Below are 21,041 nucleotides of genomic sequence, written 5' to 3'. Positions count from 1 at the left end.
TATTACACCAAACTATGACAATATCCACACCTGTACGTACTCGCTTCGCCCCTTCTCCTACGGGCTATTTACATCTGGGCGGAGCACGCACCGCCCTGTTCTCTTGGGCATTTGCGCGTCATCATCAAGGCAGTTTTATTCTACGCGTTGAAGACACGGACGTAGAGCGCTCTACCCCCGAGGCAGTTCAAGCCATTATCGACGGCATGAACTGGTTAGGAATGGAGACCGACGAAGGTCCTTTTTATCAGATGCAACGCATTGAACGCTACCGTGCGGTCATTGAACAAATGCTAAAAGAAGGCACTGCCTATTACTGCTATAGCACGCCCGAAGAAGTGGATGCCATGCGCGAACTCGCTCGCGAGCGTGGTTTAAAACCACGATACGATGGCACATGGCGCCCGGAACCGGGAAAGACCTTAGGCCCCATACCCGAGGGGCGATCACCCGTGGTGCGCTTTAAGTGCCCTCAAGATGGCATAACCAGTTGGGATGACATGGTGAAAGGCCGCATCAGCTTTGATAACAGCGAGCTGGACGATTTAATTATCGCTCGCGCTGACGGCACCCCTACCTACAACTTCTGTGTGGTCATTGACGACTGGGAGATGAACATTACCCACGTTATTCGTGGTGATGACCATGTGAACAACACCCCACGCCAAATCACTATTTTGCAAGCGCTGGGCGCCACCGTCCCAGAATACGGTCACGTACCCATGATTTTAGGGCCCGATGGTGAAAAACTGTCGAAACGCCACGGGGCTGTGAGCATTATGGACTATCACACCGACGGTTATCTGCCCGATGCCATGGTGAACTACTTAGCTCGTCTAGGCTGGAGTCACGGCGACAGTGAGTTGTTTAGTAGAGAACAGTTTGTAGAATGGTTCGATACCCGTAATTTAAGTAAATCCGCTTCGCAATGGGATCCAAAAAAATTAAATTGGGTCAATGCCCACTACATCAAGCAAAGTGATAATGCCTCGCTTTCTCAGCAGGTTGCGCCACGCATCCGCGCACTGGGCGCCGACCCTACTGCCACTGATCTGGATGTTGTGATGGGTTTGCTTAAAGATCGCGCTGAAACCCTTAATGATCTAGCAGAAAGCGCATTGCTGTTTTGTGCCCCTTTTACGCCGGCACCTTCGGAGCTGCAAGACGACGTGCTTACCGATGAAGCCAAACAGCTTTTACACAGCTTCAAACAACACGCCGAGGCGCTTCAAGAATGGACGGTTGAATCCTTAGCACAAGCCATACGCGACACCTTGGCCGCCAACAACATCAAAATGCCAAAGCTCGGAATTCCATTACGAGTGGCCGTTACCGGACGCAAGCAAACACCTGCCATTGATGCCGTACTGGCCATACTGGGTAGAGAAAAAGTGCTAGAACGTTTAGCGGCCTTATAAGGTAGCCATATCGACCCACATTAAGCCACCCTAATACGGTGGCTTAATGTTAGGTACCCTACTAAAACGGTAAACGATAGCCCTGAGACGTACGTGTTAATTCGTAGTTGCTGCCCATTGGGTTTGAAAGCAGCAGTTTTTCGGCTTCCAAACGTATTACGGTGAAGCGATTGGTAAAGATCGGATCTGAGGTATCAACCTCAAGACCATTTGATTCGCGTGTTTCTAACACCAACACATCCCCCTCACGCCACCAGCAACCGGCTTCGGCTAAGCCCTGAGAAGGCTGGTTTGGCCTTTTTAATTGTTCGGTGTAGGCCATTTGCCCACTTGCTTGCAACGTAAATAACGTACGTAACTCGCCCGCCACACCCTCTTCTTGCCGCTTACTTAGCCAATTGCCCACGAGCTGATCCGTGGCATCGGCAGGCTGACATGCCTTGAGCGCCACCGGCTGCTCTGCACCACCCTGAGCCGGTTGTTGTTGCGCGCAACCCGCTAAAAACACCCCCACCAATAAACTCAAGGTAAACGAGCTTGTGATTTTGTGGCGAAAAAACATAGAACAACCTCTTCTAAGTGTTGGAAGACAAAAACCGGTGCTGACAACGCAGCCACCTAGAACCAGCCATGATTCTAACTCAGCTCGCGCGGTAATATCGTGAGCACTCATTACAAAATTCGTGCTTAATATTTACTAACATTTAGGCCAAAGGCACACCAATAAAGGTTTTGCGCAATCACGCGTACAATCGCATCATGCCGGTTTGCGAATTGCAAAAAGTCAAGCGCAAAATCGGCTTGATCACAACGACTTACACCACTACAATTAGTGTCAGGCAGCTGCTACACCACTACATCTTGTGGTTGAAAGGAAGCAGCGCCACAGTAACAAGAATGCGCGTTTGCGCTCGTTGTTCCACCAAATATTCTTAATAAACTGTCGCGCTGGCCCCTACACTGCCGCGCTGACCCCAGCTCAAGGACATCCACATGCAAACCACGTCGACTGCTGCAACTTCGTCAGCCACGGTCACGTCTACTAGCTCCGCCGCGCCAGCATCCAATCACGATGCCAGCCAGTGGGTAGACTTCAATGTTATACGCCGAAACGGTGCTGTCGTTAATTTCGAGCCCAGCAAAATCTCTGTCGCCATGACGAAAGCATTTTTAGCCGTTAACGGAGACCAAAGCGCTGCCTCTGCACGCATTCGCGAACTTGTAGACCAACTTACCGAGCAAGTCGTTAATGGCTTGGTACGTCACCGCCCCAGTGGAGGCACCTTCCACATCGAAGAAATTCAAGACCAAGTTGAGCTATCGTTAATGCGCTCTGGCGAGCACGATACCGCTCGTGCCTATGTGCTGTACCGCGAAAAACGAAACCAAGAACGAGCCGCACAAAAACAAGCAGCTAACGAGGCCGCTCATACGCCCGCATTGCACGTTAGCGAAAACGGCGTAAAACGCCCCTTGAATATTGAACAGTTAAGAAACACCATCGTAGAGGCAGGCGTCAACCTTCCTATTGAAATTGATGTCGATGGTTTGCTTAACGAAACCATCATTAACCTCTACGACGGCGTTCCGGTCGAAGAGGTATTTAAGTCCCTAATCTTAGCGGCTCGAACACGCGTTGAAACCGACCCCAACTACAGTCAGGTTACCGCTCGCTTATTGCTGCACACCGTACGCCAAGAAGTCTTAGGCGAAGAAGTCGCGCAATCAGCCATGGTCGAGCGCTACGTTAGCTACTTCCCCGAGATGATTCGCCAAGGGGTAGAAGCCGAGCTTCTCAACCCCGAGCTCGCTAGCTTTGACCTGCCACGCTTAGCCCAAGCCATTAAGGCCGAACGCGATCAACAGTTTGATTACCTTGGGCTGCAAACACTGTACGACCGCTACTTCCTACATATTCGTGGTCGTCGTATTGAATTACCGCAAGTATTCTTCATGCGTGTTGCCATGGGCCTTGCCCTGCGTGAAGAACAACGCGAAGAGCGAGCCATCGAGTTCTACGACATGATCTCGTCCTTTAACTTTATGAGCTCAACGCCCACTCTGTTTAACTCGGGCACCATCCATTCGCAGCTCTCTTCGTGCTATCTCACGACGGTTCCTGACGATTTGGCTGGCATTTACGACGCTATTAAAGACAACGCCTTGCTGTCCAAGTTTGCAGGCGGCCTCGGTAACGACTGGACACCCGTTCGTGCGCTGCGCAGCCACATCAAAGGCACCAACGGCGAAAGCCAAGGTGTTGTGCCTTTCCTAAAAGTGGTTAACGACACTGCTGTGGCCGTTAATCAGGGCGGAAAGCGTAAAGGTGCCGTGTGTGCCTACCTAGAAACGTGGCATTTGGACATCGAAGAGTTCCTCGAGTTACGTAAAAACACCGGAGACGAGCGTCGTCGCACTCACGACATGAACACCGCCAACTGGATTCCTGACCTGTTCATGAAACGCGTCATGGAAGGTGGCGACTGGACGCTATTTTCTCCCTCCGATACACCGGATCTACACGACAAGTACGGCCGTGATTTCGAGGCTGCCTACGTCGAATACGAGCGTCGTGCCGACCAAGGTGAAATCACGCTTCACAAACGTCTTCCCGCCTTAACACTCTGGCGCAAGATGTTGTCCATGTTGTTCGAAACAGGCCACCCTTGGATCACTTTTAAAGACCCTTGCAACATCCGCTCTCCTCAGCAGCATGTGGGCGTGGTCCATAGCTCGAACCTATGTACAGAGATCACCCTTAATACAAATGACGACGAAATTGCGGTATGTAACTTAGGCTCAGTGAACCTATCTGCACACCTTAAGCAAGACGCTGATGGCAAATTTGTACTGGATCACGAAAAGCTCGAGCGCACTATTCGCATCGCGATGCGTATGCTTGATAACGTCATTGACATTAACTTCTATGCCGTAGACAAAGCGCGCAACTCGAATGCACGCCATCGCCCTGTCGGTCTAGGTATGATGGGTTTCCAAGACTGCTTGCATAAAATGCGCGTGCCCTTTGCATCGCAAGAAGCCGTTGAGTTCTCGGATGTGTCTGCCGAAGCGGTTTGCTATTACGCGTACAAAGCCTCCAGCGAACTGGCCGTCGAGCGCGGCACTTACCAGACATTCAAGGGCTCATTGTGGGATCAAGGCATTCTGCCCCTCGACTCGCTACGTAAATTGCGCGAAGAGCGTGGTGGTTACGTTGAAATCAACGAAGATCAAACCATGGATTGGGACGCATTGCGTGCGCAGATTCAAAAGAACGGTATGCGCAACTCGAACTGCGTGGCCATTGCACCGACCGCAACGATCGCGAATATCATTGGTGTATCGCCGTGTATCGAGCCCACCTACCGCAACTTGTATGTAAAATCGAACCTCTCAGGCGAATTTACTGTCGTTAACGAACACTTAGTTAATGAACTGAAAAAGCACGACCTCTGGGACGAAGTCATGGTTGCCGACCTTAAGTACTTCGACGGTAGCTTACAACGCATTGACCGTATCCCAGCCCACTTACAAGAGCTTTACGCCACCGCATTTGAAATCGATCCAAGCTGGGTCATCGAGTGTGCGGCTCGTCGCCAAAAGTGGATTGACCAAGCCCAGTCATTAAATATTTTCATGGCTGGCGTCTCCGGTAAAAAACTGGACGACACGTATAAATTAGCGTGGATTCGTGGCTTAAAAACCACCTACTACCTACGCTCTAGCAGCGCCACCAGCAGTGAAAAATCCACTGGTCGTATTGGTGAGCTTAATGCGGTGTCTTCAGGCAGTGCAGTGAATGGTGCAGCTTCAGCAGTTGGTGCTTCAAGCGTTTCACCATCACCCTCTTTGCCCGAAGCCGAAATCGTTGGCGAGGTTTGCACAATGCGCCCCGGTGACGATGGTTTCGAAGAATGCGAAGCCTGCCAATAACTTTCTGACAGGATTACTACTATGTTGAATTGGGACTCTAACCCCGAAACCGTTAAAGAGCAGACCGTCACCGAAGGCGGTACTGACACACCCGTTACGTCTACGGCTCAAGGCCTGAATACGGGTACAGGTAGCCGCGTTCGCGCCGCTGACAAACGCATCATTAATGGTGAAACTGACGTCAACCAACTTGTACCTTTTAAGTACAAATGGGCTTGGGAAAAATACTTAGCGACGTGTGCCAACCACTGGATGCCACAAGAAGTGAATATGTCGCGTGATATTGCGCTTTGGAAAGACCCTAACGGTCTAACCGAAGACGAGCGTCGTATCGTTAAGCGTAACCTTGGCTTCTTTGTGACCGCCGACTCATTGGCGGCCAATAACATTGTGCTGGGTACCTACCGACACATCACAGCCCCCGAGTGCCGCCAGTTCTTATTGCGTCAAGCCTTTGAAGAAGCGATTCATACGCATGCTTATCAGTACATCGTTGAAAGCTTAGACTTAGACGAGTCTGAGATTTTCAACGCTTACCATGAAGTGCCCTCCATTCGAAATAAAGACGAGTTCTTGATCCCCTTTATTGATCAAATTTCTCATCCAGACTTCAAAACCGGCACCGTCGAAAACGACCAGAAACTGCTTGAGTCGCTGATTGTGTTTGCTTGCCTAATGGAAGGCTTGTTTTTCTACGTAGGCTTTACACAAATTCTTGCCCTAGGCCGTCAAAATAAAATGACCGGTGCTGCCGAGCAGTACATGTACATTCTTCGCGACGAGTCCATGCACTGCAACTTTGGTATCGACTTAATTAACACCATTAAGCTTGAAAACCCGCACTTGTGGACAGAAGAGTTCCGCGAGAAAATTCGTGGCTTGTTCGTACAGGCTGTAGAGCTTGAATACGCGTATGCGGAAGACACCATGCCACGTGGCGTACTCGGTCTCAACGCCACGATGTTTAAGACCTACTTGCGTTTTATTGCAAACCGTCGTTGCCAACAAATCGGCCTAGAGCCTTTGTTCCCGCAAGAAGAAAACCCTTTCCCTTGGATGGCAGAGATGATTGATCTTAAAAAAGAACGCAACTTTTTTGAGACACGAGTCATTGAATATCAAACAGGTGGTGCCCTTAGCTGGGATTAACACTTGACTGTATAACGACTTACGTTAGACTTCTAGGCGTACACTGCTCTTCGTGGTGTACGCCTCCGTCATTTGCGAGGCGCCACGCTCCAGCGAGGGCCACACCAAATGAGTATATTCCTTTCGACCTGTACTCAAGGAGCTTGACCATGGCAACTGCCAAAAAAGGTGCTTCCAAAGCCGCTACAACGAAAACCACGAGCCCCAAAAAAACGGCGACAACTGACGATACCGCCAAAACCAAAGCAAAATCTTCTGCAGCTAAAAAAGTAGCTAAAACAAGCGCTAAGACCGCCGCTAAGAAAACCACAGCCACCGCTAAAAAAGCAGCAAGCAAAAAGGTAGCTAAAAAAGCGGCAGCGAAAGTCAGTGCGGCTAGCACCAAAGCCAGTACCGTCAAAGCAGAGTCCAGCACCAGCACGAAGGCACAAAGCAAAAAAGCCACCAAAGCGTCCAAAACGGCAACGAAAGCCCCCGCCACAAAGACGGATACTAACCCAGCTGGCTCATGGCCTTTTCCAACAGGAAAACGCCCCTAAGCCTTATCAAGTAGCCTGGCCAAGTCAGAAATAATTATGGGTCAAACGTTAACGTTTGACCCATAATTATTTCTGAGCATGCGACAATGTATTATTGACTTTTTTATCTCGCCTTTTTTATGTTGAATGACACCCTCTACTTTGTACTGAACATCATTCTTAGCCTGTTAGGGATCGCTTTTATTATTCGTGCCTGGCTTTATGCCATACGAATGCACCCTTTCAACCCTTACTCTCAGGCCCTTTTTAAAGTCACCGACTGGGCAATTCTACCCATCAGTCGCGTCGTGCCCAATAAGCGGCTACTGGACTGGCCCAGTCTGGTAGCCGCCTTCATCGTGGCGTACCTACATGTGATCCTAGGCTATATGCTGTATATATCCGTCATGGTACCCGTTGATTTACTTTTACGGGCCATACTAGCGGCCTTCATCACTGTGGCCAAATGGGCCGCCAATATCACGCTCTGGGTCACCTTAATTCAAGCCATTTTATCTTGGGTTAATCCAGCCGCTCCCGTGATGCCTTTTTTGCAAACCTTAACAGCACCGTTGCTTGATCCGATTCGCCGCCTTCTTCCCCAGACAGGCGCCTTTGATTTTTCGCCGTTAGTGCTGCTTCTTCTGGCCCAAGTCGCTACCTTTATTTTGCAACGACTGAGCTTTAGCGTTATTGGAATATAACTACGTAGGCTTCCAACATTAATAAAGAAGCCCGCTTCAACTTAGCAAATCAGTTGAAGCGGGCTTTTTTCATTTAAGACAATGGCAGTACACAGGACGATGCTATCAGCATCCTAGTATGATTATCTGATCTGATTTTGGGCTAGTGTAGTCGTTTAAAGGGGAACCACACGGGTTGGCCCATTACCACTTAATAGACGTACGCGCTGACCTGATGTGAACTGGATATCCGCCGCTTGCGCAATCACACGGGTCTCGCCATTATCTAAACGCACTGTTACTTCCAAGCCCTGCGTTTTACCTGTTTGGTTTTCAACCGCATTCCCAGCGATACCACCCAGTAAAGCCCCACCAATGGTCGCTAGCACTTGGCCACGCCCACCACCAATGGTGCTACCAGCTACGCCACCCAGTGCGCCACCGGCTAGGGTGCCCACACCTGAAGACTGCTCGTTCTGAATCACAATGGCTCGTGTGGAGACAACAGTACCCATACGTACAATTTGTTCACGCTGCGCCTGCCCGTAACTGTACACATTACTGGATGCCGATTTATTCGCACAGCCTGCAATAAATACGAGAGGAGAGATGGCTAATGCTGCAATAGCAAATCGACGGGCTGCTGTTTGGCTAAAACCTAGATTAAACATAGGTGACTCCGATAAAGCTCTATGAAGAGTAAAATTTCCACCCTAAGCAGTCAACGCGTTTAAAGCGATCGCTCTATAGCGAAGTACTGCTTAAGTCGCTCGCTAACCTCGGATCTCGAAGGTTTATGATTCTGCGGGCCTTGTGATGCTATTTTAATACTACCCATCACGTTTCCTAGGCAACAAGATTCGTAAAGACTCCAACCTTTTGTTAGGCCATATAACAAACCAGCTCGGTGTGAATCACCACATCCAGTCGGATCGGCAACGTGAGAGACCGTTATAGCATCAATGTGTGTTTGAGTCCCTTCAGTATATAAAGTTGCACCGTGCGCACCACGTGTGATTACAACTGCTTGCATAGTCGATGCAATATCGGCCATGGATTTACCAGTACGCTGCTCGATCACTTCCGCCTCGTAGTCATTGGCTGTCAGAATTTGAGCCATGTCCAGCATGCTATTAAGGTCGTCGCCGGTGAATAAAGGCATGGCCTGACCCAAATCGAATACAAAAGGGATATTCTGAGCTTGAAGACGCTTTGCATTAGCAAACATAGCGTCTCGCGCATCGGGAGCAACAATCGCCCAGGCGGCCTCTTGACCGGTTAAATCATTCTCGCTTGAAAAGTTCATCGCCCCGGGGTGGAACGATGCGATTTGATTACCGTCTAAGTCGGTGGTAATAAAACACTGCGCAGAAAATGAGTCCGCGCGACGCATGATCATCGACGTATCCACACCCAAATCATGTAAGTACTGCACGTAGTCATCGGCATCATTCCCAACTGCACCAACCGGAACCGCCTGCGCACCCAACAAGCTTAAGTTATAAGCAATGTTACCGGCACATCCCCCGTATTCTTTACGCATATCGGGTACTAGGAAAGAGACACTAAGCGACTTAACGCCATCAGCCAAAATGTGGTCTTTAAAATGACCGTTAAATACAGTGATGGTGTCAAAAGCTAAAGAGCCACACACTAGAATACGTTCAGACATTCTCTTCCCTACGAATAATATTTATCAATTTTGTAGCCATTAATACGTTTTCCTCGCGCATTAACGGGCAACGTGAACTCTACCTCATCGAAGGCGCCAAACGGGGCAGCCAATTGCTGTGGCGTCAGATAGCGCTGAGGATCAAGCTCGATACGCGTGATCACCGCTGTGGAGATATCGGTAAACGTGACAATCAAGGTAGGCCACTCTTGCGGCCGTTTATCATCGTTTCGCAAGCGAATACGTAAATTATAAAGGTCTTGTACATCGCCCTTGCCCGCCTGAACCTGAAGCGACGACGACACAATTTTTATCTGATTAATACGGCGCTCGTACGACACCTCGCAGCCTATACGCACACACAACGACTCTAGAACAGGGCGCATTATCGGTAATTGATTCGCTACCTGATTTCTAAAGACATATAGAATCTGTAGTGATAGCAACACCAATAGCAGCACAAGCATGCCCCACCAAAACAGCCGAACCACATTCGACGTCAGTGACGTCGAGGTGTCTGGGTAGTGGCGATGGGGTGGCGGCTCATCGACCTGAACATCATCAGAGTGAGCATAAAAATCAGTAGTCTCGTGGTCGGGCTCAGAACCCGTCTGATCAGCAAAAACCGCATCAGATACATAAAATGTGTCGTCCTGTTCGTTAGGATCGCCATCATCCGATGCGATCGGATTCGCCGTGTCACTTAGCTTAAAGGTCGTGTTTTCATCTTCGGTGAGTTCACGATCAAAAGGCGATGGGATGCGGTGAACGGGCTCACGCGCTAGCGCCAGCTGTAAACTGGGCGGGACGTCGTCATTAGGCGCTATGAAATGCTGCCGATCCGAGCGAATGACCTGAGGTGTATCTGGCCCCCGCTGGGGTGACTCGGGATGAATCAACGGCTTGGATGTACGGACGACAACAGGCACATCGCTTGAGACTTGCGGCTCAATTCGCTCAACGGAAAACGGGTCCGCTAGATTATTTTGCGGCGTCTCATCAGGAACGATTTCCTCAAAGCCATCAAAAATATGAGCGCATTGCACACAGCGTATAAACCCTTTTCGGCGCTGTAAATCGGCCATACTTGCGGCAAATTTTGTTCTACAGCGTGGGCACTGAGTCGTTAGTTCCATCGTGTTGCGCTCGCATTAATTTAGACTGGACGCTGACCCGCTAAACAAATCCACCCCTCTCGTTCTCCCCACAACTCAAGTGTCATCCACGGCTTATAAGCCTCGATCATTTCTTGAGTTTGCCATTCGAGAATGCCCGAAAGAACTAAGTGTCCACCGGGCTTGACGCGCCCACATAGCATAGACGCCATGACTTTTAACGGACCCGATAGAATATTAGCAACCACGACATCAAAGCTACCGTCCTCAAGCTCGTCAGGCAACGTTGCGGTTAGGGTGGTACGATTCATGCCTGCATTGTATTGCGTCGCTAATACTGCCTGCTCGTCAATATCGACGGCCCGCACAGACGCAGCGCCTAGTTTTTTTGCTGCAATGGCCAATATGCCTGAGCCACACCCGTAATCCAATACCTGGCTGTGTTCAGGCAAGCAATCGGACAACCAGCTTAAGCACAGGTGCGTTGTAGGGTGACTTCCCGTACCAAACGCCAATCCTGGGTCAAGCTCAATTCGCACTAAACCAGAGTCGGTGTTCTCGGTGTCGGCCACAGATGGCAGATTAGGATCGTCACGGTGCCAACTAGGCACAATTAATACGCGCTCCCCTACCTTCATCGGCCCAAACTGCGCTTGGGTAAGACGAACCCAGTCGTTGTCAGGGACATCTCGAATTTCCCAATAGCCATCGCTAATATCCGCGACATCCCATTCGCGTAACTGACGAATTAACACCTCTGGGATCGAGTCATCGGGCAGCAACGCCACCACACGATTACGTCGCCACGCGAAAACATCAGGCTCTAGCCCTGGCTCGCCAAATAGCGGTTGTTCATTTTCTGTGTGTTCATCGGCATCTTCAACCGAAACGGATAATACGCCTAATTCAAGTAAGGCGTCTGATAGGCTTTCTGCCTGCTGTTCATCACAATGCAGTACGAGTTCACGCATGTTTAATTTCCATAAAAAGAAAACAGGGGTTGAACCCCTGTTTTCATTTTAACGCTTTATCGTATTAAGGACGCTGTGCTAATTTTTCTTCTAAGTAGTGGATGCTGACTCCACCCTCAGCAAACCGACTGTCTTGCAACAACTCGCGATGCAAAGGTATGTTGGTATTAATACCTTCGACAATCATCTCGGAAAGAGCAATAGACATTCTTGCAATCGCCTGCTCTCGAGTTTCGCCATATGAAATGAGCTTGGCGATCATGGAGTCGTAATTAGGAGGTACGGTATAACCGGCGTACACGTGCGAGTCCATACGAATACCGGGACCACCAGGCGTATGCCATTTTACGATTTTCCCAGGACTGGGGGTGAAATTAAAGGCATCTTCAGCATTAATACGGCATTCGATCGAATGGCCTTTAAACTGGATATCACGTTGACGTAGGGTAAATTTTTCACCGGCAGCCACTTTAATTTGCTCTTGAATCAAGTCGATACCCGTAATCATCTCGGTAACGGTGTGCTCAACTTGAATACGGGTATTCATTTCGATGAAGAAGAACTCGCCGTTTTCATAGAGAAATTCGAAGGTACCTGCACCGCGATAACCCAGCTTTCGGCAGGCTTCAACGCAACGATCGCCAATGCGCTCGATCAGTTTGCGTGAAATACCTGGCGCGGGCGCCTCTTCGATCACTTTCTGGTGTCGTCGTTGCATGGAGCAATCGCGCTCACCCAGCCAGACCGCGTTACGACCGCCGTCGGCCATGACCTGAATTTCGATATGGCGTGGGTTTTCGAGGTACTTTTCCATGTACAGCTCGGGGTTTCCAAATGCGGCCTCGGCTTCGGAACGAGTTGTCGCAACAGCCGTTAATAGCGCACCTTCGGTAAAGACCACGCGCATACCACGACCGCCACCACCGCCCGATGCTTTGACAATCACCGGATAACCAATTTCGCGTGCAATGCGGATAATTTCGTCGGAATCATCAGGTAATGCCCCAGCGGAACCCGGCACGACTGGAATACCGGCTTCGATCATGGTTTTCTTAGCCGTTACTTTATCACCCATTAAGCGAATGGTTTCAGGGCGCGGGCCGATAAACACAAAACCACTTTTCTCAACGCGCTCTGCAAAGTCTGCATTTTCAGCCATGAAGCCATAGCCGGGATGGATGGCTTCAGCATCCGTTACTTCCGCTGCAGAAATGATGGCCGGCATGTTGAGATAACTGTCACGCGCTGGCGCCGGACCGATACAAACGGATTCGTCGGCGAGCCGCACATATTTAGCTTCCCGATCCACTTCTGAATGAACCACCACCGTTTTAATGCCCATTTCGCGGCATGCACGCTGGATACGTAGGGCGATTTCACCCCGATTAGCGATTAGGATCTTTTCAAACATGAAATTAACCGATCACAAATAGAGGTTGTCCGAATTCGACTGGTTCACCGTTTTCGATCAAGACTTCTTTAATTACGCCCGATTTATCGGCTTCGATTTCGTTTAGCAGCTTCATGGCTTCGATAATACACAACGCATCACCTTCTTTGACGGTTTGCCCGACTTCAGCAAAAGGTGCCGCGCCCGGATTCGGTGCTCGATAGAAAGTACCAACCATCGGAGCCTTGATGACGTGACCTGCTGGTGCCGCCGGAGCCGCTGGCGCTGCTGCGCTTTCTGCCACTGGGGCTGCCGCTGCAGGAGCCGGTGCTACCTGTTGAGGTGCTGCCGCATAAACCACTTGTTGCGCCTCGGGTGACGATTTAACAATGCGTACCTTGCCGTCCCCTTCCGTGACTTCGAGTTCTGAAATATCGGACTCGGCTACGAGGTCAATGAGGGTTTTAAGTTTTCTGAGATCCATGCATGCTTCCCGCTGCGCCGCTCTAATAAAGAAACAGAGTCGACGCGATAAAGAAATTGGTCAAATTGGAAAAGATATTGCAAGATTTATTGCGCTAATACAAAGCGCAACGCGGCTTCGTAACCATAAGCACCTAATCCCACAATAACGCCCTTTGCTGTCGCCGACAAATAAGAGTGATGACGAAAGGTTTCCCGCTGATATACATTTGAAAGGTGTACTTCGACGAAAGGGATACGCACTGCTGCTAACGCATCACGGATCGCCACACTGGTATGTGTATAAGCCGCTGCGTTAATAATTATATAGTCAATGCGTTTTTGAGCTGCGGCCTGTATTTGGTCGACAAGCTCACCTTCGTGATTGCTTTGGAAGGCTTGGCATTGTGCACCGGACGCAGCAGCCACCGTCCGTAAATGCGTATTGATATCGGCTAGCGTCTGATGCCCATAGACATCAGGCTCGCGAGTACCGAGCAAATTCAGATTGGGACCATGCAGAACCAGTATGTTATGCGCCATTTTTACATATTTCGTGAAGTCAGACCGCCTTTTTACGCCAAAAAGCCGCTGTTGTCTATAAAAGCCGTCTTATGTTTCACATTGTTTTTTTCAGATTTTCCACACAATTAGCGTTATATAGGACAATTTCGCCTAATCAACGTCAGTCACATTATGCCCTCGGCCCTACAGGCTTTTTATCTTTTCTTCCAAGTCCGAAGGCTGAATTTGCCCTAGAATGCGATGCGCAATACGGCCATTTCGATTAAACACCACCGTAAACGGTAACCCGCCTTTTTTGTTGCCTAGGTCTCGCATCTGCTCAACACCCCCATGGCCTGCAATTAAAATAGGGTAATGCACGGGAACCTTCTTTAAGAACTTCTCTACATTTCGAGTTGTGTCGACTGCTAAGCCTAAAAACCCTATGTCTGGAAATTGTTGGCTAAGTTGATCTAAATCCGGCATCTCTTCAACACACGGTGCACACCAGGTTGCCCAAAAGTTAAGCACCAGTGGTTTTCCAGCGTACGTTGATAACGATTGCTCATCGCCCGCTAGGTCATTAAAGGATCTAGCCAAAAACGGATCAGCGGGTAATAGGCTTGCACGAGACACCGAACTGAGGCCCGTTGTCCCCAGCACAATAGCGGTGCTGAACCCTTGGCGTAAAAAACGACGTCGGCTCATTATTTCGACTCAGAATAAACATAAATAAACATAGTTAGTGCATCATAACATCGCCATTTACGTCGCTTTATATGCCTGCTCTTAATATCTGACTAAAATGGCTGCCGGAGGATTGTCATGCACATACATATATTAGGCATTTGCGGCACGTTTATGGGCGGTCTCGCCTTAATTGCTCGCGCTGCAGGGTTAACCGTTACTGGCTGCGATGCAGGGGTCTACCCGCCCATGAGTACGCAACTGGAAGAACAAGGGATCACACTGATCGAGGGTTTCGATGCTGACCAAGTGGCATTAAAACCCGACTTATACGTGGTAGGGAATGTCGTGTCACGCACGAATCCACTGATGGAAGAGATACTGCGCCAAGGGCTACCTTATGTCTCTGGCCCACAGTGGTTAGGCGAGCATATCTTACAAGGCCAGCACGTATTAGCCGTGGCAGGCACACATGGCAAAACCACAACCAGCTCTATGTTGGCGTGGATACTTGAATTTGCCGGTCTCGCTCCTAACTTTCTGATTGGTGGGATTGCGCCAGACCTTGGCCTCTCGGCTCGCTACGACTCCGCCCAGCGCTATTTTGTGATCGAAGCGGATGAGTACGACACCGCTTTTTTTGATAAGCGCTCAAAGTTTGTGCACTATCGCCCTCGCACGGCAATTTTGAACAACCTCGAATTTGATCATGCGGACATCTTCCCCGATCTCGCTGCCATCGAAACCCAATTTCATCATCTCATCCGCACGGTCCCCGATAACGGTCGCATCATCAAGCCCGCCGACGACGCAAACCTTGATCGCGCACTGGCTCGCGGTTGCTGGACCCCTATCACCACGACGGGGCCCCATGGCGACTGGCAGGCCACTGAAGTCTCAGTGGGGGAAATTGACATCCACCATGCTCAGCAAACCGTAGGCCAAATACATTGGTCATTAAGTGGAGCCCACAATATCCAGAATGCACTGGCGGCTATCGCTGCGGCGGAAAGCATCGGTGTGGACCCTGCTCAGGCGTGTGCCGCCTTATCGCAATTTAACGGCATCAAACGTCGTATGGAATTGCGGGGTGATGTAGGCGGGGTAAAGGTATATGATGATTTTGCTCATCATCCCACTGCAATTGCATTAACCTTAGAAGGCGTGCGAAAAGCCGTAGGTACGCAACGCATCGTCGCCGTGTTAGAGCCGCGATCTAATACAATGAAGCTTGGTGCCATGGCACAACGCTTACCCGATGCATTAAGCGAAGCCGATTTATGTTTTTGTTTTGGTGAGCAACAAGGCAAACATGCTTTAGGCTGGGACGCTGCGAAGGTACTGGCTCCGCTGGGTAACAAGGCCTCGGTTTGGCACGAACTGGATGACATGGTGTCCGCCATTGTCGATCAGGCTCAATCCGGAGATCATATCGTCGTTATGAGCAACGGCAGTTTTGGCGGTATCCATCTTAAACTCTTAACGGCTCTTGAAGCCGCCACCACCTCGTAAACGGGTTTTCATGATTCTTTATCTGCACGGTTTTCGATCCTCACCGTCCTCGTATAAAGCTCAGTCGTTAGCAACCGCTTTTAAAGCGCAAGGGCTAGAACATCGGTGGGTGTGCCCCCAACTTCCCGCTAGCCCAACCGAAGCCATAGCGCTGTGCGAGTCATTCATCAGCCGCCATAGAAATGATCAGTCAGAATCCGACTTGGTCTTGATAGGGTCGTCACTGGGTGGGTATTACGCTACGTACTTAGCCGAGCAACACCAAGCGCGATGCGTGGTGCTCAATCCAGCAGTGTATGCCGCACGCGACCTATTACAGCATGTGGGTGAGCACGAGCACTATCACAGCGACACACCGTTTCATTTTCTGAATTACTACATCGACGAACTCAGTGCATTAGCGACAAGTAAGCCTACTGACCCACAGCGGTATTACTTATTGGCCTGCACCGGTGACGAAGTTTTAGATTGGAAAGAAATGGCCGCTTGGTACCAAGGTAGTCACGGGCAAATCATAGAAGGTGGCGATCACAGCATCTCTGATTTTGCTAAATACCAGAACGACATTATCGATTTTGTGCTGAATGCTAAACCTAAGCACCTCTAACCATTAAGCAAAGTATTCCACGAACAAGGCATGAGTTGTCTTGTCGGAACCCTACGGGAACCTTATGTACGTCCTCTTTGAAGACAGCAGTAAATTTAAAGCCGAAAAAATATTCTCCGACTCGGACAGCACCATGCAAGTCGAGTCTGCTAGCGGTAAACGCAGCAAAATCAAGAAAAACACTGTTTTCTTCGAGTTTGAGCAACCTGAGCCTGCTCAGTTACTGGAACAAGCCGAGGCACTGGCCCAAACATTAGATATCGATTTCTTATGGGACTGTGCTCCTCAAGATGAGTTCCAAGCCACTGATTTAGCGGCAGATTACTTCGGCCACACGCCTAATGCGGTTGAAAAAACCGCCATGATTTTTGCACTACATGCTGCTCCCGCTTATTTTCACCGTCGCGGCCGCGGTCTTTATCGCCCAGCGCCGCCAGACATTCTTAAAGCGGCGCTAGCGGCCATCGAGAAAAAACGCCTACAAGAACTGCAGCAGCAAGCGTGGACCGATGCCATGCTAGCCGGTGAGCTGCCTGCCGAGATCGCTGCTGTAGCGAATAGTTTATTAAGCGCCCCAGACAAAAACACCCTTGAGTGGAAAGCCTTTAATGCCGCCGTAGAGCAATCAGGCATGAGCCCTGAAAAGCTGCTGTTAAAGCTGAATGCCTGGTCAAGCCCCCTTGCATTGCATCGCCATCGTTTTCTGTCGCAATACTTTCCACGAGGAACTGACTTTGCGCCTGTCACGCTAGGCGAATACGGAAGCGAGCTTCCTGTTGCCGACGTCATCGCTTATTCCGTCGACGACGCCAACACCGTCGAAATTGATGATGCCCTTTCCGTTACAGTAGTAGACGATGACCGCGTTCGCATTGGTGTCCATATTGCCGCCCCCGGCTTGGCCATACAACGCGACAATGAGTTTGACGAGCTAGCGCGCAAACGCATGTCAACGGTATACATGCCGGGGCAGAAAATACCGATGTTGCCGGACGCCTTCATTGAGCGCTTCTCATTGGTTGAGGGTCAAAAGCGCCCTGCTCTATCGCTTTATGTGGAAGGGAGCTTAAGCACAGGCGAGATTTACAGCACGGAAACCAAGCTTGAACAACTTCAAGTCACAAAGAACCTTATTCAGTGCGAACTGGACCCGCATGTCACGCTTGAAGCGCTTGAGGACCCTAGCGTCGAATTACCTTATGCCGAATGGCTGCGCCCGCTCTGGCAGTTTTCTCGTCACTTATCGGCCAAGCGTGATGAAGTGCGCGGCAGACCCGAGAATAACAACCGAGTGGAATACTCCTTCGAGCTACAAGGCCCTGCCGACGACCCTGATAGTTTATTAAACCTAATTCCCCGTGTACGGAACGCACCTCTGGGATTGCTCACCGCCGAATACATGATTCTGGCTAACAGCCAGTGGGGTGGTTTATTGGCCCAGCACGGTGTTCCCGGCATTTACCGCTCACAACAGGCCATGCGTACGCGGATGTCTACCCATGCGGCGCCCCACGAAAGCATTGGTGTGCCGCAGTACGCCTGGTCAACCTCACCGTTGCGTCGTTATGTGGATTTAGTGAATCAGTGGCAAATTCTATCGGCCGCCGAACACGGTGTCTCTGCCCGCTTAGTCGCTCCCTTTAAGCCCAAAGACGCTGATCTCTATGCAATTATTGGTGCATTCGATGCCCAATACTCTGCTTGGGGGGACTTCCAACACGCTATTGAGCGCTACTGGTGCTTACGCTGGCTGCAACAGCAAGACATTAGCCGTGTTGACGCTACCGTTATCAAAGAAGACTTGGTGCGCTTTAACAACGCGCCGCTGGTGACCCGAGTTGGTGGGATGGGCGAGCTACCCCGCGGCCAAGTCGTACGCTTAGATATACTCGGTGTAGACGAGCTGAGCCTAGACGTAGACTGCCGCTTACACGAGGTTGTCGATCCGCCAACGGAATAGCCATGTCGATTGGGCCCACTTCAGCACGATTTAAGCCACAGCGCGATTATTTGTGGTGGGCCGTGGCGGTCTCAGCCCTTCTTCATGCGCTCGCCGCTTGGTGGTGGGCAGGCGCCTCTAGTACATCTGTCCCAAGCCCCACCGTTGATGTGGCTTTGGTCAACTTCAAAACCGAATCAGCCCCTCTGCAAGCTCATTTACTGGCCCAATGGCAAGCGGATGGCGGGGGCACAGAAGCCCAAGCCGTCGCCAGCTCTCCTACAGCGACCACAGAGTTGCCCTCTCCTGATCAATTGGTCCTGATGGCTTTGCAGAAACGCCAACGTGACCTTGAAGCACAACAGCAGCAACTGTTAAGCCAACTTGAATCCAGTTGGGAAATGCGGGCTGAGGCTTCCATCTCTGACCCCCACCTTGACACCTCTTCAAACGACGACGCTGACCATACTGATCAGCGTCCCACACCGCCGCAGTCGTTACATACGCTACGCGCTACCGTTCAACGCTACAACCAATCGCCACGTTATATTTTTGAAGGCCCCTCAGCCCAACAGTCACCAGTGGCCAGTTACATTGAAACCTGGCGCGCTAGAATCGAGGCACTGGGCACTGAGCTGTATCCCGAGCAAGCTCGAGGCCAACGCTCGGGTACCGTACAATTAACCGTTTATATACGCTACGATGGCTCGCTTGAGCGCGTCGTCATTCATCGACCTGCCGACGACCCCATCTTCACATTGACCGCTCAACGCGTAGTGAATTTAGCAGCACCTTATGCCCCGTTTTCACTAGAGCTTGCCGAACAGGGCGATATTATCGCTATCACTCGTACGTGGCATTTTCACCAGCAAACCTTAAGTACTGAAATCCCATGACCCAAGCCCCCAAACGATACGCTGTTATCGGTAACCCCATCGCACATAGTCGCTCGCCCTTTATTCACCATGCGTTTGCGAAGCAATGTGGTCTCTCTGTGGTGTACGAGCGGCTTTTGGCTCCTATCGACGCCTTTTCAACGTATGTCGAACGCTTTTTTGACGAGGGCGGCTTAGGTTTAAACGTAACCGTGCCCTTTAAAGAAGACGCCTATCGTCTGGCTCAGAATCACCTATCTGAACGAGCACGGCTTGCCGCAGCGGTGAATACCTTATGGAAAAAAGATGGTGTCATTCACGGCTGTAATAGCGATGGAATGGGATTACTGAATGACTTAATCCGCTTAGGCTTTGACCCAAAAAACCGCCGTATTCTCATGGTAGGTGCTGGCGGCGCGGCTCGGGGCTGTTTGCTTCCCTTACTTGAGGCGCATTGCAGCGAACTGCGAGTCATCAACCGAACCCCTGAACGAGCTCAAGCTCTAATTACTGATCTTTTGGCCGTGCGGCCGGAATACAAGACGCGTTTACGTTCAGGTTCACTTGACGACATTGACGGGCAGTGGGATATCGTGATTAACGCGACCTCAGCTAGCCTTTCCCAACAGGCACCTTCTTTAAACGACCTGCGTTTTGCACCCGATGCCTTAGCCTATGACATGGTCTACGGCACCGAACCCACCGCATTTATGTTACAAAGCCAATGCCAAGGCGCTCGTTTTCAGGCTGATGGTTTAGGCATGCTAGTGGGTCAAGCAGCCATTAGTTTCGAGATTTGGCACGGTGTTTTACCTGAAACCACGCCAGTACTCACTGAACTAAGGCAAACATTAAAGGTTAGCTAATGGTGAATGGGCTTCCTTCTCGACGCCTCAATAAGCGAAAAGTCGCAGCCGTACTCGTTATTATTCCATTACTACTCGTATTGGTATATCAGGTCGCACTTTTTATGATGGTGTGTTGGTATAACGTGCAAAACCCTCGCTCTAGCGCTTTTATGCGACAAGCAATTTCCGAGTTGCGTACCGAAAACCCCAAAGCGGCCATCACCTATCAATGGACAGATTACACAGACATTAGCACTCATTTAAAACGAGCCGTTATTGCGTCAGAGGACGCTAACTTCGTCTCACATGGCGGTGTAGAATGGGATGCCATACGGTTGGCGCTTGAGTACAACCGCAAGCAAGCTGATAAAGGCTCTACACGACGTAGGGGTGGCTCTACGATTACACAGCAATTAGCCAAAAACTTGTTTTTGTCACAGTCACGTAGCTATTTCCGTAAGGGTCAAGAGCTCGTGCTTAGCTACATGATTGAGTTTGTCATGAGTAAAGAGCGTATTCTGGAGCTATACCTAAACATGGCCCAATGGGGCGAAAGCGCATTTGGCGCCCAAGCCGCTGCACGACACTATTTCAATGTCAATGCAGGGCAACTTAGCGCCCGCCAAGCCGCTAATCTGGCTGCCATGCTTCCCAACCCCGCGTTCTACGATAAAAACCGGTCAACCTCCTATTTACGTTCTCGTACCTCTACAATTCAACAACGGATGCGCCAAGTTGCGATTCCCTAAGCTTCGTCA

20 protein-coding genes are annotated in these 21,041 nt (G+C 50.3%); 11 read left to right on the top strand and 9 right to left on the bottom strand.

What is annotated here, in order from left to right; genetic code table 11:
* Window positions 1-14: 14 nt before the first annotated feature.
* Entirely contained in the window at window positions 15-1,418 is a 1,404-nt protein-coding gene (gltX, locus tag AC2UZI_RS12290) for a glutamate--tRNA ligase (RefSeq protein ID WP_486944168.1), read from the top strand.
* 61 nt (window positions 1,419-1,479) lie between these two features.
* On the opposite strand, the gene AC2UZI_RS12285 is transcribed toward gltX, so the two are convergent.
* Complete coding sequence (locus AC2UZI_RS12285; protein ID WP_486944167.1) at window positions 1,480-1,980, bottom strand: hypothetical protein; 501 nt, start codon at window positions 1,978-1,980, stop codon at window positions 1,480-1,482.
* Between the two features lie 431 nt (window positions 1,981-2,411).
* On the opposite strand from AC2UZI_RS12285, the gene AC2UZI_RS12280 reads away from it, so the two are divergent.
* The 4 genes from AC2UZI_RS12280 to AC2UZI_RS12265 all read left to right on the top strand — a co-directional run bounded on the left by AC2UZI_RS12280 (window position 2,412) and on the right by AC2UZI_RS12265 (window position 7,722).
* Complete coding sequence (locus AC2UZI_RS12280; protein ID WP_486944166.1) at window positions 2,412-5,351, top strand: ribonucleoside-diphosphate reductase subunit alpha; 2,940 nt, start codon at window positions 2,412-2,414, stop codon at window positions 5,349-5,351.
* Between the two features lie 21 nt (window positions 5,352-5,372).
* On the top strand, window positions 5,373-6,500 hold the full coding sequence (locus tag AC2UZI_RS12275; RefSeq protein WP_486944165.1) for a ribonucleotide-diphosphate reductase subunit beta: 1,128 nt from the start codon (window positions 5,373-5,375) through the stop codon (window positions 6,498-6,500).
* Window positions 6,501-6,649: 149 nt separating this feature from the next.
* Window positions 6,650-7,039, top strand: a complete 390-nt coding sequence (locus AC2UZI_RS12270) for a histone (RefSeq protein WP_486944164.1) — start codon at window positions 6,650-6,652, stop codon at window positions 7,037-7,039.
* A gap of 119 nt (window positions 7,040-7,158) precedes the next feature.
* Window positions 7,159-7,722: a YggT family protein gene (locus AC2UZI_RS12265; RefSeq protein WP_486944163.1), complete on the top strand. Its 564-nt coding sequence runs from the start codon at window positions 7,159-7,161 to the stop codon at window positions 7,720-7,722.
* 155 nt (window positions 7,723-7,877) lie between these two features.
* On the opposite strand, the gene AC2UZI_RS12260 is transcribed toward AC2UZI_RS12265, so the two are convergent.
* The 8 genes from AC2UZI_RS12260 to AC2UZI_RS12225 form a co-directional block, all read right to left on the bottom strand.
* Window positions 7,878-8,372, bottom strand: a complete 495-nt coding sequence (locus AC2UZI_RS12260) for an outer membrane lipoprotein (protein ID WP_486944162.1) — start codon at window positions 8,370-8,372, stop codon at window positions 7,878-7,880.
* A 59-nt stretch (window positions 8,373-8,431) separates the two neighbouring features.
* Window positions 8,432-9,373: a carbohydrate kinase family protein gene (locus AC2UZI_RS12255; protein WP_486944161.1), complete on the bottom strand. Its 942-nt coding sequence runs from the start codon at window positions 9,371-9,373 to the stop codon at window positions 8,432-8,434.
* Between the two features lie 8 nt (window positions 9,374-9,381).
* Window positions 9,382-10,509 carry a zinc-ribbon and DUF3426 domain-containing protein gene (locus tag AC2UZI_RS12250; protein WP_486944160.1) on the bottom strand — a complete coding sequence of 376 codons (1,128 nt, stop codon included), beginning with the start codon at window positions 10,507-10,509 and terminating at the stop codon, window positions 9,382-9,384.
* 20 nt (window positions 10,510-10,529) lie between these two features.
* Complete coding sequence (gene prmA, locus AC2UZI_RS12245) at window positions 10,530-11,459, bottom strand: 50S ribosomal protein L11 methyltransferase (RefSeq protein WP_486944159.1); 930 nt, start codon at window positions 11,457-11,459, stop codon at window positions 10,530-10,532.
* Between the two features lie 64 nt (window positions 11,460-11,523).
* Entirely contained in the window at window positions 11,524-12,870 is a 1,347-nt protein-coding gene (gene accC, locus AC2UZI_RS12240; RefSeq protein ID WP_486944158.1) for an acetyl-CoA carboxylase biotin carboxylase subunit, read from the bottom strand.
* A gap of 4 nt (window positions 12,871-12,874) precedes the next feature.
* Window positions 12,875-13,333, bottom strand: coding sequence for an acetyl-CoA carboxylase biotin carboxyl carrier protein (accB, locus tag AC2UZI_RS12235; protein WP_486944157.1), 459 nt, complete (start codon window positions 13,331-13,333; stop codon window positions 12,875-12,877).
* A gap of 86 nt (window positions 13,334-13,419) precedes the next feature.
* Entirely contained in the window at window positions 13,420-13,854 is a 435-nt protein-coding gene (gene aroQ, locus AC2UZI_RS12230; protein ID WP_486944156.1) for a type II 3-dehydroquinate dehydratase, read from the bottom strand.
* Between the two features lie 165 nt (window positions 13,855-14,019).
* On the bottom strand, window positions 14,020-14,523 hold the full coding sequence (locus AC2UZI_RS12225) for a TlpA family protein disulfide reductase (RefSeq protein ID WP_486944155.1): 504 nt from the start codon (window positions 14,521-14,523) through the stop codon (window positions 14,020-14,022).
* 117 nt (window positions 14,524-14,640) lie between these two features.
* Between AC2UZI_RS12225 and mpl the strand changes: the two genes are divergently transcribed.
* The 6 genes from mpl to mtgA all read left to right on the top strand — a co-directional run bounded on the left by mpl (window position 14,641) and on the right by mtgA (window position 21,032).
* Window positions 14,641-16,014, top strand: a complete 1,374-nt coding sequence (gene mpl, locus AC2UZI_RS12220) for a UDP-N-acetylmuramate:L-alanyl-gamma-D-glutamyl-meso-diaminopimelate ligase (RefSeq protein WP_486944154.1) — start codon at window positions 14,641-14,643, stop codon at window positions 16,012-16,014.
* Window positions 16,015-16,024: 10 nt separating this feature from the next.
* A complete protein-coding gene (locus AC2UZI_RS12215) occupies window positions 16,025-16,621 on the top strand; it encodes a YqiA/YcfP family alpha/beta fold hydrolase (RefSeq protein WP_486944153.1) in 597 nt (198 codons plus the stop codon).
* A 64-nt stretch (window positions 16,622-16,685) separates the two neighbouring features.
* Window positions 16,686-18,581, top strand: coding sequence for an RNB domain-containing ribonuclease (locus AC2UZI_RS12210; RefSeq protein WP_486944152.1), 1,896 nt, complete (start codon window positions 16,686-16,688; stop codon window positions 18,579-18,581).
* Window positions 18,582-18,583: 2 nt separating this feature from the next.
* The gene (locus tag AC2UZI_RS12205; RefSeq protein ID WP_486944151.1) at window positions 18,584-19,456 is read left to right on the top strand and encodes an energy transducer TonB; all 873 of its coding nucleotides are present in this window, start codon (window positions 18,584-18,586) and stop codon (window positions 19,454-19,456) included.
* A complete protein-coding gene (aroE, locus tag AC2UZI_RS12200) occupies window positions 19,453-20,301 on the top strand; it encodes a shikimate dehydrogenase (protein ID WP_486944150.1) in 849 nt (282 codons plus the stop codon). The genes AC2UZI_RS12205 and aroE overlap by 4 nt, the downstream gene beginning before the upstream one ends.
* Window positions 20,301-21,032, top strand: coding sequence for a monofunctional biosynthetic peptidoglycan transglycosylase (mtgA, locus tag AC2UZI_RS12195; protein ID WP_486944149.1), 732 nt, complete (start codon window positions 20,301-20,303; stop codon window positions 21,030-21,032). Before aroE ends, mtgA begins: the two co-directional genes overlap by 1 nt.
* Window positions 21,033-21,041: the final 9 nt, after the last annotated feature.

The sequence above is a fragment of the Paenalcaligenes sp. DL 463 genome (assembly GCF_057475185.1).
This window is presented reverse-complemented; position numbering and strand designations above follow the sequence as displayed.

Excerpts from the sequence above, each read along its gene's own strand:
- gltX (WP_486944168.1), top strand. The coding sequence starts at position 15 with ATGACAATATCCACACCTGTACGTACTCGCTTCGCCCCTTCTCCTACG.
- AC2UZI_RS12285 (WP_486944167.1), bottom strand. The coding sequence starts at position 1,980 with ATGTTTTTTCGCCACAAAATCACAAGCTCGTTTACCTTGAGTTTATTG.
- AC2UZI_RS12280 (WP_486944166.1), top strand. The coding sequence starts at position 2,412 with ATGCAAACCACGTCGACTGCTGCAACTTCGTCAGCCACGGTCACGTCT.
- AC2UZI_RS12275 (WP_486944165.1), top strand. The coding sequence starts at position 5,373 with ATGTTGAATTGGGACTCTAACCCCGAAACCGTTAAAGAGCAGACCGTC.
- AC2UZI_RS12270 (WP_486944164.1), top strand. The coding sequence starts at position 6,650 with ATGGCAACTGCCAAAAAAGGTGCTTCCAAAGCCGCTACAACGAAAACC.
- AC2UZI_RS12265 (WP_486944163.1), top strand. The coding sequence starts at position 7,159 with ATGTTGAATGACACCCTCTACTTTGTACTGAACATCATTCTTAGCCTG.
- AC2UZI_RS12260 (WP_486944162.1), bottom strand. The coding sequence starts at position 8,372 with ATGTTTAATCTAGGTTTTAGCCAAACAGCAGCCCGTCGATTTGCTATT.
- AC2UZI_RS12255 (WP_486944161.1), bottom strand. The coding sequence starts at position 9,373 with ATGTCTGAACGTATTCTAGTGTGTGGCTCTTTAGCTTTTGACACCATC.
- AC2UZI_RS12250 (WP_486944160.1), bottom strand. The coding sequence starts at position 10,509 with ATGGAACTAACGACTCAGTGCCCACGCTGTAGAACAAAATTTGCCGCA.
- prmA (WP_486944159.1), bottom strand. The coding sequence starts at position 11,459 with ATGCGTGAACTCGTACTGCATTGTGATGAACAGCAGGCAGAAAGCCTA.
- accC (WP_486944158.1), bottom strand. The coding sequence starts at position 12,870 with ATGTTTGAAAAGATCCTAATCGCTAATCGGGGTGAAATCGCCCTACGT.
- accB (WP_486944157.1), bottom strand. The coding sequence starts at position 13,333 with ATGGATCTCAGAAAACTTAAAACCCTCATTGACCTCGTAGCCGAGTCC.
- aroQ (WP_486944156.1), bottom strand. The coding sequence starts at position 13,854 with ATGGCGCATAACATACTGGTTCTGCATGGTCCCAATCTGAATTTGCTC.
- AC2UZI_RS12225 (WP_486944155.1), bottom strand. The coding sequence starts at position 14,523 with ATGAGCCGACGTCGTTTTTTACGCCAAGGGTTCAGCACCGCTATTGTG.
- mpl (WP_486944154.1), top strand. The coding sequence starts at position 14,641 with ATGCACATACATATATTAGGCATTTGCGGCACGTTTATGGGCGGTCTC.
- AC2UZI_RS12215 (WP_486944153.1), top strand. The coding sequence starts at position 16,025 with ATGATTCTTTATCTGCACGGTTTTCGATCCTCACCGTCCTCGTATAAA.
- AC2UZI_RS12210 (WP_486944152.1), top strand. The coding sequence starts at position 16,686 with ATGTACGTCCTCTTTGAAGACAGCAGTAAATTTAAAGCCGAAAAAATA.
- AC2UZI_RS12205 (WP_486944151.1), top strand. The coding sequence starts at position 18,584 with ATGTCGATTGGGCCCACTTCAGCACGATTTAAGCCACAGCGCGATTAT.
- aroE (WP_486944150.1), top strand. The coding sequence starts at position 19,453 with ATGACCCAAGCCCCCAAACGATACGCTGTTATCGGTAACCCCATCGCA.
- mtgA (WP_486944149.1), top strand. The coding sequence starts at position 20,301 with ATGGTGAATGGGCTTCCTTCTCGACGCCTCAATAAGCGAAAAGTCGCA.